The 16,591-nt window shown below is 35.9% G+C and carries 15 protein-coding genes; 6 read left to right on the top strand and 9 right to left on the bottom strand.

Annotated features, from left to right (window positions below):
- Nucleotides 1-43 precede the first annotated feature (43 nt).
- From H3T54_RS08925 to H3T54_RS08890, 8 genes are all read right to left on the bottom strand, one after another.
- Nucleotides 44-799 carry an ABC transporter ATP-binding protein gene (locus H3T54_RS08925; protein WP_110448501.1) on the bottom strand — a complete coding sequence of 252 codons (756 nt, stop codon included), beginning with the start codon at nucleotides 797-799 and terminating at the stop codon, nucleotides 44-46.
- Nucleotides 796-1,767, bottom strand: coding sequence for an iron chelate uptake ABC transporter family permease subunit (locus H3T54_RS08920; protein ID WP_110448502.1), 972 nt, complete (start codon nucleotides 1,765-1,767; stop codon nucleotides 796-798). Before H3T54_RS08920 ends, H3T54_RS08925 begins: the two co-directional genes overlap by 4 nt.
- The gene (locus H3T54_RS08915; protein WP_110448503.1) at nucleotides 1,757-2,716 is read right to left on the bottom strand and encodes an ABC transporter permease; all 960 of its coding nucleotides are present in this window, start codon (nucleotides 2,714-2,716) and stop codon (nucleotides 1,757-1,759) included. Before H3T54_RS08915 ends, H3T54_RS08920 begins: the two co-directional genes overlap by 11 nt.
- Nucleotides 2,717-2,725: 9 nt before the next feature.
- Complete coding sequence (locus H3T54_RS08910; RefSeq protein ID WP_110448504.1) at nucleotides 2,726-3,682, bottom strand: siderophore ABC transporter substrate-binding protein; 957 nt, start codon at nucleotides 3,680-3,682, stop codon at nucleotides 2,726-2,728.
- Nucleotides 3,683-3,889: 207 nt separating this feature from the next.
- Nucleotides 3,890-5,335 (bottom strand): nitrogen regulation protein NR(I), encoded by a 1,446-nt coding sequence (gene glnG / locus H3T54_RS08905; RefSeq protein WP_110448505.1) that lies wholly within the window; start codon nucleotides 5,333-5,335, stop codon nucleotides 3,890-3,892.
- A gap of 5 nt (nucleotides 5,336-5,340) precedes the next feature.
- Complete coding sequence (glnL, locus tag H3T54_RS08900) at nucleotides 5,341-6,390, bottom strand: nitrogen regulation protein NR(II) (protein ID WP_110448506.1); 1,050 nt, start codon at nucleotides 6,388-6,390, stop codon at nucleotides 5,341-5,343.
- A 74-nt stretch (nucleotides 6,391-6,464) separates the two neighbouring features.
- On the bottom strand, nucleotides 6,465-7,874 hold the full coding sequence (gene glnA, locus H3T54_RS08895) for a glutamate--ammonia ligase (protein WP_198222139.1): 1,410 nt from the start codon (nucleotides 7,872-7,874) through the stop codon (nucleotides 6,465-6,467).
- 465 nt (nucleotides 7,875-8,339) lie between these two features.
- On the bottom strand, nucleotides 8,340-8,528 hold the full coding sequence (locus H3T54_RS08890) for a hypothetical protein (RefSeq protein ID WP_146208347.1): 189 nt from the start codon (nucleotides 8,526-8,528) through the stop codon (nucleotides 8,340-8,342).
- Between the two features lie 246 nt (nucleotides 8,529-8,774).
- Here H3T54_RS08890 and H3T54_RS08885 point away from each other — a divergent pair, with 246 nt between their 5' ends.
- Genes H3T54_RS08885 through gpsA form a run of 3 tightly spaced genes read left to right on the top strand, consistent with a single transcriptional unit; the run spans nucleotide 8,775 to nucleotide 10,779 of the window.
- A complete protein-coding gene (locus H3T54_RS08885; RefSeq protein ID WP_110448508.1) occupies nucleotides 8,775-9,215 on the top strand; it encodes a rhodanese-like domain-containing protein in 441 nt (146 codons plus the stop codon).
- A 25-nt stretch (nucleotides 9,216-9,240) separates the two neighbouring features.
- Nucleotides 9,241-9,723, top strand: coding sequence for a protein-export chaperone SecB (secB, locus tag H3T54_RS08880; protein WP_110448509.1), 483 nt, complete (start codon nucleotides 9,241-9,243; stop codon nucleotides 9,721-9,723).
- Nucleotides 9,724-9,765: 42 nt separating this feature from the next.
- Nucleotides 9,766-10,779, top strand: coding sequence for an NAD(P)H-dependent glycerol-3-phosphate dehydrogenase (gene gpsA / locus H3T54_RS08875; protein WP_198222137.1), 1,014 nt, complete (start codon nucleotides 9,766-9,768; stop codon nucleotides 10,777-10,779).
- A gap of 250 nt (nucleotides 10,780-11,029) precedes the next feature.
- On the opposite strand, the gene H3T54_RS08870 is transcribed toward gpsA, so the two are convergent.
- Nucleotides 11,030-12,004: a hypothetical protein gene (locus H3T54_RS08870; RefSeq protein WP_198222135.1), complete on the bottom strand. Its 975-nt coding sequence runs from the start codon at nucleotides 12,002-12,004 to the stop codon at nucleotides 11,030-11,032.
- A 200-nt stretch (nucleotides 12,005-12,204) separates the two neighbouring features.
- Between H3T54_RS08870 and aas the strand changes: the two genes are divergently transcribed.
- From aas to murQ, 3 genes are read left to right on the top strand one after another with little or no spacing between them, the layout of a single operon-like run.
- Nucleotides 12,205-14,352, top strand: a complete 2,148-nt coding sequence (aas, locus tag H3T54_RS08865) for a bifunctional acyl-ACP--phospholipid O-acyltransferase/long-chain-fatty-acid--ACP ligase (RefSeq protein ID WP_198201394.1) — start codon at nucleotides 12,205-12,207, stop codon at nucleotides 14,350-14,352.
- Nucleotides 14,353-14,367: 15 nt separating this feature from the next.
- Nucleotides 14,368-15,555: a lysophospholipid transporter LplT gene (gene lplT, locus H3T54_RS08860; protein WP_198201395.1), complete on the top strand. Its 1,188-nt coding sequence runs from the start codon at nucleotides 14,368-14,370 to the stop codon at nucleotides 15,553-15,555.
- The gene (gene murQ / locus H3T54_RS08855) at nucleotides 15,542-16,453 is read left to right on the top strand and encodes an N-acetylmuramic acid 6-phosphate etherase (protein WP_232351554.1); all 912 of its coding nucleotides are present in this window, start codon (nucleotides 15,542-15,544) and stop codon (nucleotides 16,451-16,453) included. Before lplT ends, murQ begins: the two co-directional genes overlap by 14 nt.
- The last annotated feature ends 138 nt before the right edge of the window (nucleotides 16,454-16,591 follow it).

Raw genomic sequence — 16,591 nt, 5'->3', positions numbered from 1 at the left:
TTTAGCTATTCTCTAAATCCTTGTTGTTAAATAAAATTAGACACTAATAATAAATAGCAATATTTTGATTATGAATATTTTCTATTTTGACTGGTGTATCAAAAATTTCCTCTAATATCGTTGAATCCATAATTTGTTTAGGGCTGCCTTGATAAACCAATTGGCCATCTTTCATCGCTAAAATATAATCGGAATAGACTGAAGCAAAGTTAATGTCATGAATAACAATCACAATGGTTTTCCCCAGTTCATCAGCAGCTCGCCTTAGCTGTTTCATCATAGCAACCGCATGTTTCATATCAAGGTTATTTAATGGTTCATCCAGTAATACATATTCAGTATCCTGGCAAAGTACCATTGCCACATAAGCACGCTGCCGTTGCCCGCCTGACAGTTCATCTAAAAATCTATCTTTATATTCAGTTAGATTTAAAAATTCTAGGGCACGATTAATATGGACTAAATCATCTTTATTTAATCGGCCTTTTGAATAAGGATAACGGCCAAATCCAACCAATTCAAACACAGTCAATCGACTAGTAAAACGGTTCTCTTGTCTTAACACAGATAAATAGGTGGCAAGTTTATCACTAGGCGTATTAACCACATCCATATTCTGAATTTTTACTTGTCCCTCATCGGCAAGTAATAGACGGCTAATAATTGATAATAAGGTTGATTTGCCTGCACCATTTGGACCAATGATCGCCGTAATACCACCTTGAGGTATGGTTGCTTTCACATTTTTTAATACAGGTATGGTTTGATACTTTTTACTAATATTATCAATTTCTATCACATCGGAACCTTTTTCAATAATAAGAAGATAAACAATGAACCACCAATAAACTCAATGACTATCGATAATGCGCCCACCATATTTAGGACCCGTTCTAAAAACATCTGTCCACCAACAAGAAAAATCACGCCTAATAAAAACGCTGTCGGTAATAAAAAACGATGCTGGCTAGAGCCACTAATACTATAAGCTAAATTAGCAATAAGTAGACCTAGGAATGTGAAAGGCCCAACTAATGCGGTTGATATTGAAACTAATACCGAAACGAGTAATAGAATGATAGTGACACTTTTCTGATAATCGACCCCAAGATTAATGGCATTATCCCGTCCTAAAGCTAATACATCAAATCGAAAGCGCATTCGCCATAAAAACAGGCCAATAATTGAGGCAATGACTAATGAAAATACGATTAAGACAGGTTCTGCTCGGGTAAATGTTGCAAAAATACGGCTTTGCAAAACAGCGAATTCCGTTGGCGTCATTAATCGTTGTAATAAATTGGAGAAACTACGAAATAGTGTTCCTAAAATAATGCCAATTAATAAAACCAAATGAAGGTTTTGTTTAAGTTTGGTAAATAATCCTCGATACAGAAATAGAGAAAATAAAATTAATAATGATGATTCGAAGATAAATTTACCCACAATACCAATATAAGGAATACCTTGCGCATCAATAAAAAATATTACAACTGTTTGAATCAATACAAACAAAGATTCAAATCCCATTATCGAAGGGGTTAAAATTCGATTATTAGTAACAGTCTGAAAAAGCAAAGTCGACGTTGCAGCTGAAAAAGCGACTAAAATCATCGTTAAAACAATCCAAGCACGATGAGTCAATATATAACTAATATTGCCTTTTAAATTGAATGTCATGAAAAAAATGACACAAAATAGCGCAATACCTAGTAATATCAGTACAGTATTTCGACTTGAAATAAAGCGTTTTTGATTAACCAGCATGACGTTTTTTACTCAACAATACTAAAAATATGACAGCTCCGACTACACCAAGGATTACACTAACTGGAATTTCGAAGGGGTAGCGAATAACTCGTCCAATAATATCACAGAGTAAAACCAAACCACTGCCTAGTAGACAGATCCACGGAATAGTTTTACGAACATTATCGCCAAACAATAAACTCACAATATTAGGAACAATTAAGCCCAAAAATGGCAGTACACCTACCACCACAACGACAATCCCACCAATAAGTGCAATGACAATCAGGCCTGTTAACATTACTCTATTATAATTAAGTCCGACATTGACGGAAAAGTCCCGCCCTAATCCAGCGACAGTAAAACGATCGGCGCTCCAACAGGCAAGTAAGGTAATACCACCAACTAACCACAATAGTTCATAGCGACCTTGCAAAATGCCAGAAAAATCACCTGATTCCCAACCACCTAGTGATTGTAATAAATCAAAATACATGGCAAAAAAAGTACAAATTGCACTGATTACTGCACCAAGCATAATCCCAATAAGTGGTACCATTAAGGCAGATTTAAAGATGATTTTACGTGAGATAAACATAAACAACATCGTGCCAGCCATTGCAAATAAACTTGCCACTACCATTTTTGTCATTACAGTTGCGCCAGGAGCAAATACCATCATGACTAATAGCCCAAGACTCGCAGACTGGGTTGTCCCCACTAACGAAGGTTCAACAAACCGATTTTGCGTAAGTAATTGCATAATTAAGCCTGCAACACTCATAGCACTACCAGCTAATATTAATGCAACTGTTCTAGGAACACGGCTAACAAAAAAGATTTGTCGCATATTACTATCTGACCAAAGATCGGCCAACGTCACATGCCCAGCACCAATAAACAGACTTAATGCAGCCATTGCTATTAAAAGAGCAATGCCTGCAATAAAATAAACCGTTTTTGTCATAACTTATGATTAGTTGGCTGATGTTTTTTGTAAAACATCACTTATTTGGTCGATTAATTGACTATAAGTTTGAATACCGCCAGAGATATACATTGAAGTTGAATCTAAATAAACAATATGATTTTGTTGCCATGCATCAGTTTTTTGAATTAATTCGTTATTTAGAACTTGTTGTGCTGATTGAGCTTCTTTATTACCAATTGCATTGTCTCTATCTAATACAAATAACCATTGTGGATTAACACTTAATACAAATTCAGAAGTTACTGCATTACCATGACGGCCAGCTTCTTGGAAGGTTGTTGCAGGTTTGAAACCTAATACATCAAAGATAAAGCCAAAACGTGATTTAGGGCCATAAGCAGACATTTTACCACCATTAACCATAATCACTAAGGCAGTTCCTGCTGTATCTGTTTTAGGTTTTAGTGTTTCAATTTTTTGGTTAAAATCAGCAATTAATTTTTTAGCTTCTGCTTGTTTACCAAAAATATCGCCTAACTGTTCAGTACGCTCGGTTAAGCTAGCTACAAAATTATTAGGATCAATATCAAGCGAAATAGTTGGTGCTATATCACTTAATTTTTTATAAACATCATTGGCACGGCCACCTGCGATAATCACATCAGGTTGTAATGAACTTAACACTTCATAATTTGGTTCAAATAAAGTACCAACATTGGTATAAGCTTTATCAGCATACTTTGATAAGAATTCAGGGAAATGTACATCTGATTGTGGAACACCAGTTACAGGAATATTTAATGCATCAATAATATCCAGTGTCGCTGTGTTATAAACTACCACTTTTTTCGGGTTTTCAGGAACATCTGTTTTACCTTGAGCATGTTCAACAGCTATAGTTTTATTAGCTACTGGTGCTTGTTGTTTTTTATCGTCACAGCCAGCTAATACAAATAAAGCGGCTAGTAATACTAAAAATTTAACTTTGATAGATGAATACATTGTAACTCCTAGTTATTAGCTTAGTCCAAAAGCGAATGGATGATAAATAGAATAATTATCATTTACATTCGATTGTAACTAAAAATAAATAAGTGTTCAATGAACTTTAAGCAAACAGTAAAATAATAATAAATAAATGGGTAAAAACATTAGATGATAACATTAACATTATGACTTATTGCCGAAAAAATCGGCATGCTATCATAATTAATTATCATCTGATAATTCTTTGAGTTTTCTCGTTAAAGTATTTCGTCCCCAGCCAAGCAGATTAGCCGCATCTTGCTTATGTCCGCGAGTAAAATTAAGCGCACACCTCAATAAAATTCTTTCGACATCAATCACTGTTTGCGTCAAAATTCCGGTTTGACCAGCTAATAAGGCTTGTTTAGCCCACTGTTCTAACAGTTTTTTCCAATCGGTTTCTGGTAATATCTGATTGGTTACATTGGTAGTAACCTCATAATTAGCTGAGGCATCAGAAGCAGATAATTGTAATAGTTCTGGTGGTAAATCTTGTACATAAACTTCATTATTGGACGACATTACTGTTACCCAACGACAAACATTTTCTAGTTGCCTTACATTACCCGGCCAATTGAACAGACATAAAAGATTGAGAGCATCAAGGCTTAGCACTTTACTTTCAACACCTAATTCTTTGGCAGTGGTCCGTAAAAAATGTTCAGCTAATTTAGGTATATCTTGCGCTCTATCACGTAATGGTGGTAATAAAATTCGAATCACATTTAGCCGATGAAACAAATCTTCTCTAAATTTACCTTCCTTTACTCTAGCTTGTAAATCTTGATGCGTAGCGGCAATAATACGTACATCAACTTTTACAGGTGAATAACCACCTATCCGATAAAATTGACCATCAGCAAGAACTCTTAATAATCGAGTTTGCACATCCAATGGCATATCACCAATTTCATCTAAAAATAGCGTTCCACCGTTAGCTTGTTCGAATCGACCATGCCTTATTTGAGCAGCGCCAGTAAATGCCCCTTTTTCATGCCCAAATAGTTCCGATTCAATCAGATCTTTAGGAATAGCAGCCATATTTAGTGCAATAAATGGTGACTGTGAGCGAGGGCTATGAGTATGCAACGCTTTAGCTACTAACTCTTTACCCGTTCCTGATTCACCATTAATAAGTACGCTGATAGATGATTTAGAGAGTCGTCCAATAATACGAAACACTTCTTGCATGGCGGGTGCTTCACCAATAATACCGGTAGAAGCTTTGCTAGTAGAGGAATTATTAGGTTTATTACTTTGACTTTGTAAAATAGCCCGCTCAACCAATTGAATTACTTCATCGACATCGAAAGGTTTAGGAATATAATCATAAGCTCCCTTTTGATAAGCATTCACTGCAGCATCAAGGTCTGAATGAGCAGTCATAATAATCACCGGTAAATTAGGCATTTGCTCTTTAATATAATTAAGCAAAGATAACCCATCAATACCCGGCATTTTAATATCGGATAATAATACTGCTGGCTTCTGTGGATGATTAACTAAAGCATCAATCACTTCTTGACCGCTCGAAAAACTGATGCAGTTAAAATGAGCATTAGTAAGCGCTTTCTCTAAAACCCATCTAATCGAACTATCATCATCAACAATCCAAACATTCATCGTCATTAACCTCATTGTTTGATTGGTAAATAGATAGAAAACTCAGTATGACCAGGCCAACTATTAAATTCAATCTTTCCATTATGCTGGTCAATAATATTATGGGCAATCGACAAGCCAATGCCGGTACCTCCTTCATAACCACTAACCATTGGGTAAAATAATGTATCTTGAATATGCACGGGCACTCCAGGGCCATTATCTTCAATATCGATACGCGCACAAAGTCGGTAACGTTGACCATGCAAGGTAACTTGAAATGCTGTTCGAGTCCTGATCTTAATACAACCAGATTTCGTACCAATTGCCTGTAAAGCATTACGAACAATATTTAAAACCACTTGTTCAATCTGTTCTGAATCGTGAGTGAATTCAGGCAAACTAGGATCATAATCACGGATAATCTCAACATTTAGCTGTTTTTCTAAACATAAAAGCGCATAGATCCGTTCGATAGCTTGATGTATATTCTGTTGTTTCTGTTGTAACCGCTGTTGAGGACCTAATAATCTATCAACTAAATTTCTTAACCTATCAGCCTGCTCAATGATAATTTTTGTATAATCTTGCAACTCATTGTTAGGTAGCTCTCGTGACAATAATTGCGCCGCCCCTCTTAATCCACCTAGCGGATTTTTAATTTCATGAGCAAGTCCGCGCACTAATTCACGTGCAGCGTTTTGTTGAGCTTGTTGTAGTTGTTCTTGGCTCAACTTTTTATGACTATTTAATGGTGCCATTTCGATTAGTACATGACCATTAGCCAGCAATTGTGCGGTTAACGATAAAATATGTAATTCATTGTTTATGACTAAATTAACTTCGCTATCGGTAAATCCTTGATTCTGATCTAATGCATTTTGCATCAACTCAAGGTCGAGGGAAAAATAACCTAATAAGTCAGGAAAATAACTATCTAATATTTTTTTCGAACTTTGAGCAAGTAACTGCTGTGCCGCGGTATTGGCATAAAGAATATTGAGTTTTTTATCGAGTAATAAAATATTGGTAATCATTGAGTCGAGAACAAGATTTGCATCAGATTCATTATCAAATGTCATCGTTGGCTCTCCGTTCTCATTACATACCACCGCCCTTTAGCGGTGGTTAAAGCTTTAAATAATACAATAATGACTTATAGACTGTAGTAGAGTTCAAATTCAACCGGATGTGGTGTCATACGAACACGATCAACATCTTGACGTTTTAAGTCAATATAAGCATCAATAGTGTCATTAGTAAATACATTACCACGAGTTAAGAATTCACGATCCGCATCTAACGCGTCAAGAGCTTCTTCAAGTGAACCAGCAACTTGTGGAATTAATTTAGACTCTTCTGTTGGTAAGTCATATAAGTTTTTATCCATCGCATCACCCGGATGAATCTTATTGATAATACCATCTAAACCTGCCATTAATTGTGCTGCAAATGATAAGTATGGGTTACCTGCTGGATCAGGGAAGCGAACTTCAATACGACGCGCTTTAGGGCTAGTAACCACTGGAATACGAATTGATGCAGAACGATTACGCGCAGAATATGCAAGCATAACTGGTGCTTCATAACCTGGTACTAAACGTTTATAAGAGTTAGTCGCTGGGTTAGCAAAAGCATTAATCGCTTTAGCATGTTTGATAATACCACCAATATAGAATAACGCCATTTCAGAAAGGCCAGCATATTTATCACCAGCAAAAAGGTTTACGCCATCTTTAGCAAGAGATTGGTGACAATGCATACCTGAACCGTTATCGCCAAACATAGGTTTTGGCATAAATGTTGCGGTTTTACCATAAGCATGAGCAACATTTTGTACAACATATTTATAAATTTGAACTTCATCAGCTTTTTTAGTTAATGTATTGAAACGACAAGCAATCTCATTTTGGCCTGCAGTTGCAACTTCATGGTGATGAGCTTCAACAACTAAACCTAGTTGTTCCATGATTAAACACATTTCAGAACGAATATCTTGTGACGAGTCAACCGGAGGAAGTGGGAAATAACCACCTTTAACGCCAGGACGATGCCCCTTATTACCTTCTTCGTATTTAGTACCAGAGTTCCAAGCGGCCTCGATATCATCAATATGAACAAAGCTACCAGACATTGGCGATCCAAAACGAACATCATCAAATAAGAAAAACTCAGGTTCTGGTCCAAAAATAACGGTATCTGCAATACCTGATGATTTTAAAAACTCTTCAGCACGTTTAGCAATTGAACGAGGATCACGGTCATAACCTTGTAAAGTCGCTGGTTCTAAAACGTCACAACGAATATTTAATGTTACGTCTTCAAAAAACGGATCAATTACTGCGCTTGATGCATCTGGCATTAAAACCATATCTGATTCGTTAATGCCTTTCCAACCAGCAATGGAAGAGCCATCAAACATTTTACCATCTTCAAAAAAATCAGCGTCGATTTGACTTACAGGAATTGTAACGTGTTGTTCTTTACCTTTAGTATCAGTAAAACGTAAATCAACAAACTTAACATCGTTTTCTTTTATTAGCGTTAAAACTTTTTGTGTAGACATGTAGCTTCTCCATTGAGGACATATAATAATTGTTCAGTTTAAAGGCATTTTGCCTATTTATTAGATTGTATGCAAATATGATGCCAGTTTTTCATTAACCATTTTAGACGGTTTTTAATGATTAAATAATAGCAGAAAAAGCATGAACGCACCATAATAATGCATAAAGCACCAAAATAATGCACCAAAATGTCACATAAAGCCATTTATGTCACTGTTTTGCTCCATGACAAAGTGGTTGATTGGCTACACTGCATAAATAAGTTATATATTGAATCTTCGAAAACCGATTATGATTAAATAAAAAATCATTTCATCCCCATCACGTTTAAATGTTTCATTTAAAAAAAACGAAGTTTCATACAATAAGTTATCTTTTTAATTAGCGATCAAAACTGGATTTTGTTGATGCCAATAACAGCATAAATGTTTCAGTTCACCCATCCTCATAGTTTTAATCAAATATTAATGGGCTTGCTTAGCATATTTACCGTCAACTTTATAAACTACAGTTATCCGCCATGTTTGACCTTCATCTTGTATTTGACAATCATAATATTGAAAATAATCAGGTGCATTAGCATCAATTTCCAGAAAAAAATTTCGACAGGTTAAATTTGGGTCAAATAGTAATGGCTCATCGGTTATTTGCATGTTTTGATCTAAGTTTACGGTTTTATTTGTAGCACAATTATTTTATTCGGCTAAAACAGACGAGATTATAGTAACTAAAAGCAAAACCACTAAGATAAATCATCTAAATAACATTAATTCTCACCTTAGAATTCTTTAGTTCTTATTAGCTTAAAATAAGATTTCTCCCTTTAGATCTGTATTTCAGTAGACAATATCGTTATAATCTTATCTTATTTTTAATAAAAATTAGGTAATCATAAAAGTATGGACTTTGTTACGCTCGAAATTATACCTTTTGTCAAAAATCATCTTTTACTTTCATTAGGTTGGGTTGTGTTATTTGTTGCAATCATTGTATTAACCGTAAAAAGTAAATTGTCAAAAGTAAAAATAATTAATAACGCGCAAGCAATTAATATGATCAATAAACAAAATGCAGTTATTGTTGATATTCGTTCAGCAGATAGCTTCAAAAAAGGGCATATCACTGAATCACACAACATCTTACCTGTTGATATAAAGAATGCTAGTGCTAAAACAATAGAAAAATTTAAAGAAAATATCATTATTGTGATTGATGAAAATGGCTTAACATCAGCAGGCATTGGTGAAGTATTAGTCAAACAAGGTTTTTTACATGTATTTACATTAAAAGATGGTATTGCTGGTTGGAACGGCGAAAACTTACCATTAGTTAGAAAATAATATAATTTTAAAATAAGGTTTTATCATGACAGAACAAAACAATACACAACAACCAGAAACACAATTTGCAATTCAACGTATTTACACTAAAGATGTTTCTTTTGAAACCAATAATGTCCCTGAAATTTTCACTAAGCAGTGGCAACCAGAAATGAATTTAGAGCTAAATTCAGCATCACAAGCATTAAGTGATGAAGTGCATGAAGTTTCTTTACGTGTTACCGTAACGGTAAAACAACAAGAAGAAGTTGTGTATATTTGTGAAGTTACCCAATCAGGAATTTTCTCTCTTATTGGTTTTGATGATGCACAAATTCAACATTGTGTTGGTGCTTATTGTCCAAACATTTTATTCCCTTATGCGCGTGAGGTTATTTCAAGCCTAGTGAATAAAGGGACATTCCCACAACTTAATTTAGAGCCAGTAAATTTTGAAGCATTGTTCATTAACTATTTACAACAACAAGAACAACAAGCGCAAAATAGTGTAACTGAAACCTTACAATAATCGTAATTGTTAAGTTAATTAATAAAGTCTATTGGATTATATATGAGTAAAGATGCTGCAGTGACTGTAATTGGCGCAGGTTCTTATGGAACCTCACTAGCAATATTACTAGCACGTAATGGCCATGAAACCTTATTGTGGGGACATAACCCAGATAAGATGGCTATTTTGCAGAATGATAGACAAAATAGACAGTTTTTGCCTGATATCCCTTTCCCAGAGCAACTGCAAATTGAAGCTAATTTAGCCACTGCTGTTGCTGCTGCACCTATTTTACTTATTGTTGTACCTAGCCATGCGTTTGGTAGTATTCTTAAACAAATAAAACCATTGTTAAGAAAGGATAGTAAAATTGTTTGGGCAACGAAAGGCCTTGAAGTTGATACTGGACGATTATTACAAGATGTTGCACGCGAAGTTTTAGATGACAAAATTCCATTAGCGGTTATTTCTGGTCCTACATTTGCTAAAGAAGTGGCATCTGGTTTACCCACTGCAGTTACTGTTGCGTCAACTGATGAACAATTTTTAACAGAACTACAAAATTTATTCCACTGTAGTAAATCGTTTCGAGTCTATAGCAGTAAAGACTTTATCGGTGTTCAACTTGGCGGAGCAGTCAAAAATGTGATCGCCATTGGTGCTGGATTGTCGGATGGGCTTGGTTTTGGTGCTAATGCCAGAACAGCATTAATCACTCGTGGATTGGCTGAAATGATGCGATTAGGCGAAGCACTTGGTGCCGATCCCGCCACTTTTATGGGGATGGCAGGATTAGGTGATTTGGTACTGACATGTACCGATAATCAATCTCGAAATCGCCGTTTTGGTATTTTACTGGGTCAAAACAAATCAATTCAAGAAGCACAAGAGATCATTGCTCAAGTGGTTGAAGGCTGTAGAAATACTAAAGAAGTTTGGTCATTAGCACAAAAATATCACGTCGATATGCCTATTACTGAACAAATCTATAAAGTACTTTACGAACATAAAGATCCAAAACAGGCTGCCATGTCATTATTAGGTCGTTCACAAAAAGAAGAGCTGAAAAGCTAAGTTTCGATCTTAGAGCCGCTTTTACCTCGCATTATTTTATTGATAATGGCTAATCTATTGTTGATTTTAATAAGTAATACCATTAACGACAATTTTAAGCGCTAAAAACACTTTCCTATAATTTTTTATTTTATAGAACTAACTTATTGTTAATACTAATAATAAGCACTATTAATGCCAATTTTAGACATTAAAAGACCCCTTTCCTCAAATTTTTGGTTAAGGGGTGATTTGGGGTTAAAAAGAATTATTAGATAGTCGTTCCAATACCCTTTTGTTTAGCTTTCTGATAAATATCATAACCGACATAGACATCTAAAACTGCCGTTCCCACAGTTTTAAATAACGTGATTTGCTGATCGTTTTGACGACATTTTTGCGGATCGATAACTAAATCTCCCAATTCATAAAAATCTTGTTTTGTGACTAAATTTTGATTAATTGGGTCGATAATATCACCAGCTTCAGCAAATACACCATCTTTAGTATCAAGTACACGAAGATCTGCTTTTGCCACTATATTACTTGGGATTTCGTGCATCTCTGGTGTGTAAGCACCTACACCATTGATATGAGTTCCGGGTTTAACTAACTCACCATTGAAAGTCACTTCTTTTGATGTAGTCACTGACGTAATGATATCAGCATGGCGAATATCTTCATCCAAATCTTGTGTAAAATAGAGGTTAGCCGAAAAATGGCCAAATCGTTTTTTCATCTCTTCAGTAAATTGCTTGCCTTTATTAGCATCAAGCCCATAAATAGCCACATCCGTTAATTGCCGTACCGTTAACATAGCTTCTAATTGTGCAGCAGCTTGCCCACCAGTACCAATTAATACTGCTCGTTTAGCATCCTTTTTTGCTAATAAATCGGTAGCAGCACCTTGTACCGCACCGGTTCGCAATTGCGTAACAAACGTGCCATCTAATATCGCACAAACTTCGCCAGTTTGAGGATCGATCATAAACACTTGCGCCGGAACCGATGGTTTACCCAATTTAGGATTATCAGGAAAAACCGAAACAATTTTTAAACCAACAACATCATTTTCTTTAATATGGGCTGGCATAACTAGGCATTGTCCTTTATGCATATCAAAGTTGATACGTAAAGGCACTTCACTATTACCCTGAGTATAAATTTTTAATGCTTGTTTATCTGCTTCTACGGCATCTTTCATGGTATAAAATTGTTGGATATCTTGAGCTGTTAAAATTAACATTTTCATTCCTTACTGTTATTTAACTTTTATTTTACTTTTTTACTATTTATTGTCTATTAATTAATATTTTCAACAAGAATAATTCACATAACAATTTGTTTAATATCAATTAAATTCAATTGAAATTTAGCTTCTTGTATATTGCAATAATTTTCACTATTATGACAGAGTGCAATTTTGCACGGAAATTGAGAAATCAGATGTTATTTAAAATATTAAAATTTTTTTTAAAGATTTTATTCCATGTCAAGATTCAAGGTAATCTTGATAACCTAAAACAAGACAGACTTCTTATCACTCCTAATCATGTTTCCTTTCTAGATGGCGTTTTAATCGGCGTATTTTTACCAGTAAAACCAGTATTTGCTATCTACGCAGGATATATTAATCACTGGCTAGTTCGTTTAGCCAAACGCTATGTCGATTTTGTGCCAATGGATCCATTAAGTCCTATGGCAATAAAAAAATTGGTCCGTGAAATTGAAAAAGGCCGACCAATTGTTATTTTTCCGGAAGGTCGAATTACCATAACCGGATCATTAATGAAGATTTATGATGGTGCGGCATTTGTTGCGGCACGTTCTCAAGCGACCATTGTACCTGTTTGGATAGAAGGTGCCGAATTTACCTTAACCAGTCGCTTAAAAGGCTTATTTAAACGTCGTCTATTTCCAAAAATTACTATTCATGTATTGGAACCAAAATCAATCCCAATGCCTGACGCAGCAAAAGCAAGTGATCGAAGATATATTGCTGGTGAAAAATTACATCAAATTATGATGAATGCCAGAATGGCAAGTCGCCCTAAATTAACCCTTTTTGAGGCTCTACTTGAAGCTCAAGTTCGTTATGGCGTAAAATCAAGAATGGTTCAAGACCCTACCACTCATGAAGCCTCCTATCGAAACTTACTTAAGCAGATTATCGGTGTAAGTTGTATTATTTCTAAAATTACCAAACCGAAAGAACGAGTTGGCCTATTACTACCCAATGCAACAATTACTGTTGCCACTATTTTTGGTTTATCAGTTAAAAATCGTATTCCAGCAATGCTCAACTACACGGCTGGTACTAAAGGATTAACCTGTGCAATTACTGCTGCTGAAATAAAAACCATTATTACTTCACGCAAATTTATTAAAAAAGGGAAGCTTGATTACCTTTTAGAAGAAATTAACGATGTAAATTGGTATTTCCTTGAAGATTTGCGCAGCAGTTTGAACTTTTTTGATAAACTATACGTTGCCGTACATCAATACATTCCTCGATTAGTTAAACGACGACAATCAAGTCAAGACGAGGCTTTAGTTCTATTTACTTCAGGCTCAGAAGGTAATCCGAAAGGAGTCGTCCATAGCCATGGCAGTTTATTGGCGAATGTCGAACAAATTCGTACTGTTATCGATCCAACGCCTGCTGACCGTTTTATGTCGGCGTTACCTCTTTTCCACGCCTTTGGCATTACCGCAGGCTTATTTTTACCGTTGTTCTCTGGCAGTCGTACGTTTTTATATCCAAATCCGTTACATTATCGTATGGTACCGGAAATCATTTATGACCAAAACTGTACAGTGTTATTTGGAACACCAACATTTTTAGCCAACTACGCCCGATATGCACATCCATACGATTTTATGCGTTTACGCTACGTAGTTGCTGGTGCTGAAAAACTTTCTGATGCGGTGCGTGAACAATGGAAAGATAAATACGGTATTCGAATCTTAGAAGGTTATGGTGTAACCGAATGTGCACCCGTTGTTGCTCTTAATGTGCCGATGGCATTTAAAGCTGGTACTGTTGGTCGTTTATTACCGGGAATGGAATCAAGATTAATACCCGTTCCAGGCATTAGCAATGGCGGAGAGCTACAACTTAAAGGACCTAACGTAATGAAGGGTTACTTACGTGTTGAGAAACCGGGGATACTTGAAGAGCCAGTTGCTATTGATGAAAACGGTAATGTGGATAAAGGTTGGTATGATACCGGTGATATCGTTGCGATTGATAAAGATGAGTTTTTAACTATCAAAGGACGATTAAAACGCTTCGCAAAAATTGCTGGCGAAATGGTCTCACTTGAAAATGTTGAAGCTTTAGCTAAAAAGGTCGATGTTGATGCCATGCATGGTGCAACAGTAAAAGCCGATGCAGCCAAAGGAGAAGCTATTGTGCTATTTACTACCTCGACTAAATTAACTAGGGAACAGCTGAATCAGGCTGCGCAGGATTTAGGTATCCCTGCATTAGCGATCCCTCGAGATATTCGTGTTGTTAAAGAGTTACCATTATTGGGTACAGGTAAAATCGATTTTATTACCTTACGCAAAATGGCCGATGAGAATCAATAACAGCAAGGATTCGATATGTCTAAACAACCATTGTTATCAGTTGGCATGGCAGCGACCATGCTAGCTCAGTTTTTTTCAGCCTTTGCTGACAATGCAATTTTTTTTGCTATTCTTGCTTTTATTAAGCAGCTCCATTATCCAGAATGGAGCCAATCAGCATTGCAAATCGGTTTTGTAATTCCTTTTATCCTTCTTTCTCCTTTTGTTGGTCAATTTGCTGACAGTATGTCGAAAGGCAAAGCGATGATGATTGCAAATGGGGTTAAATTATTAGGTGCAGCGATTATCTGCTTAAATATCAATCCATTTTTAGGCTATTTTTTAGTCGGTGTTGGCGCAGCCGGTTACTCACCAGCAAAATATGGTATTTTAGGAGAACTCACTTCCGGCGATAATTTAGTTAAAGCGAATGGCTTAATAGAAGCGTCAACCATTGCAGCTATTTTGCTTGGTTCACTTGCCGGTGGCCATATTGCTGATTTAGATATTACTTTAGCGTTGCTTACTTGTGTTGTTATGTATGGACTAGCGGTAATAGCAAATATTTTTATTCCCAAATTACCTGCTGCTCGACAAGATATTGAGTGGAAGTTGATAAGTATGATAAAAGATTTCGCTAAAACCATCAAAATCATCTTCAATAATAAACAAGCCCTTTATACTTTACTTGGTACCAGTCTATTTTGGGGGGCAGGCATTACTCTGCGTTTCTTATTAATCAGCTGGGTACCAATTGTTTTAGGTATTACCGACAATTCAACTCCAACGAATCTAAATGCTGTTGTAGCAATAGGTATTGTTATTGGTGCGGCATTGGCTAGTGCTTTGGTTTCAATTTCGAATACATTACGTTGTATTCCAGCTGGGATATTAATGGGATTTGCCGTCATCGCATTCACGTTACAAAGTAATATGATTAGCTCTTATATATTATTAGTTGTGATTGGTGCATTAGGCGGTTATTTTTTAGTGCCATTAAATGCACTAATTCAAAAAATTGGTAAAGAGCTTGTCGGTGCCGGAAGTGTTATTTCAATACAGAACTTAAGCGAGTATAGCGCAATGATGATTATGTTAAGTGCTTATACCTTAGCTGTCGCTTGTGGATTATCAGTCATTACAATTGGCGTCGGTTTTGGTATGCTATTTGTTATTCTTATTGCTTTTGTATGGTTAGGGTTAAAATCACATGCCAAACATTAATTTATCGGCTATGGTCACCGAAAATCGCAACAATGCGAGCGAAAATATTGACTGCGCATCCACAATTGAAATTCTGCAAATTATCAATAATGAAGATAAACAAGTGGCACTCGCAGTCGAAAAACAACTTACCTACATCGCTAATGCCGTGGATGCAATCAGCAATGCATTCCTAAATCATGGCCGTTTAATCTACCTTGGAGCTGGGACCTCGGGGAGATTAGGTATTTTAGATGCTAGCGAATGCCCACCCACTTATGGAACCCCTCCAGAACAAGTCATTGGTCTAATTGCTGGCGGTAAACCTGCCATATTTAAAGCTGTCGAAAATGCAGAAGATTCACCCGAATTGGCAATTAATGATTTAAAACATATTAATTTTAGTGCTAAAGATATTTTAGTTGGTATCGCTGCTAGTGGGCGCACACCTTATGTTATTGGCGGCATGCAATATGCAAAATCACTTGGCGCTACAGTGGTAAGTTTATGTTGCAACCCTAATGCACCAATGATTAATTTGGCTAATATTGCTATTACTCCTATTGTCGGAGCCGAAGTCATTACCGGTTCATCAAGAATGAAAGCCGGCACTGCACAAAAGATGATCCTCAATATGTTAACAACAGCCAGTATGATTAAAATCGGTAAAGTGTATGGTAATTTAATGGTTGATGTTGAAGCCACTAATGCTAAGCTTGTTGAACGGCAAATATCAATTGTTATGCAAGCCACCGATTGCAACCGAGATACAGCTATAACAACGTTAAATCAATGTAATCAACATTGTAAAACAGCTATTTTAATGATTCTTGCCGGACTAACCGCTCAGCAAGCAAAAACAAAACTCGAACAAAATAATGGCTTCATTCGTAAAGCATTAGTACAAAATAATACCTAATTTATTCTCTTATTACGCTGTAGCCTTAGAAAGCATGACATAATTTTAATATGTTAGTTAAATGAAGATTATTTGATCAGTTGACAATTATTGTTATTAATCTTTGATACAGATCAAGGTAATAGCTTATGTTGTTAA

It is taken from the genome of Gilliamella sp. B14384G10, from assembly GCF_016101685.1.
GTDB classification, from domain to species: Bacteria; Pseudomonadota; Gammaproteobacteria; order Enterobacterales; family Orbaceae; genus Gilliamella; species Gilliamella apis_A.
Note: the sequence above shows the minus strand (reverse complement) of the source record. Positions and strands in the feature narration are given on the sequence as shown.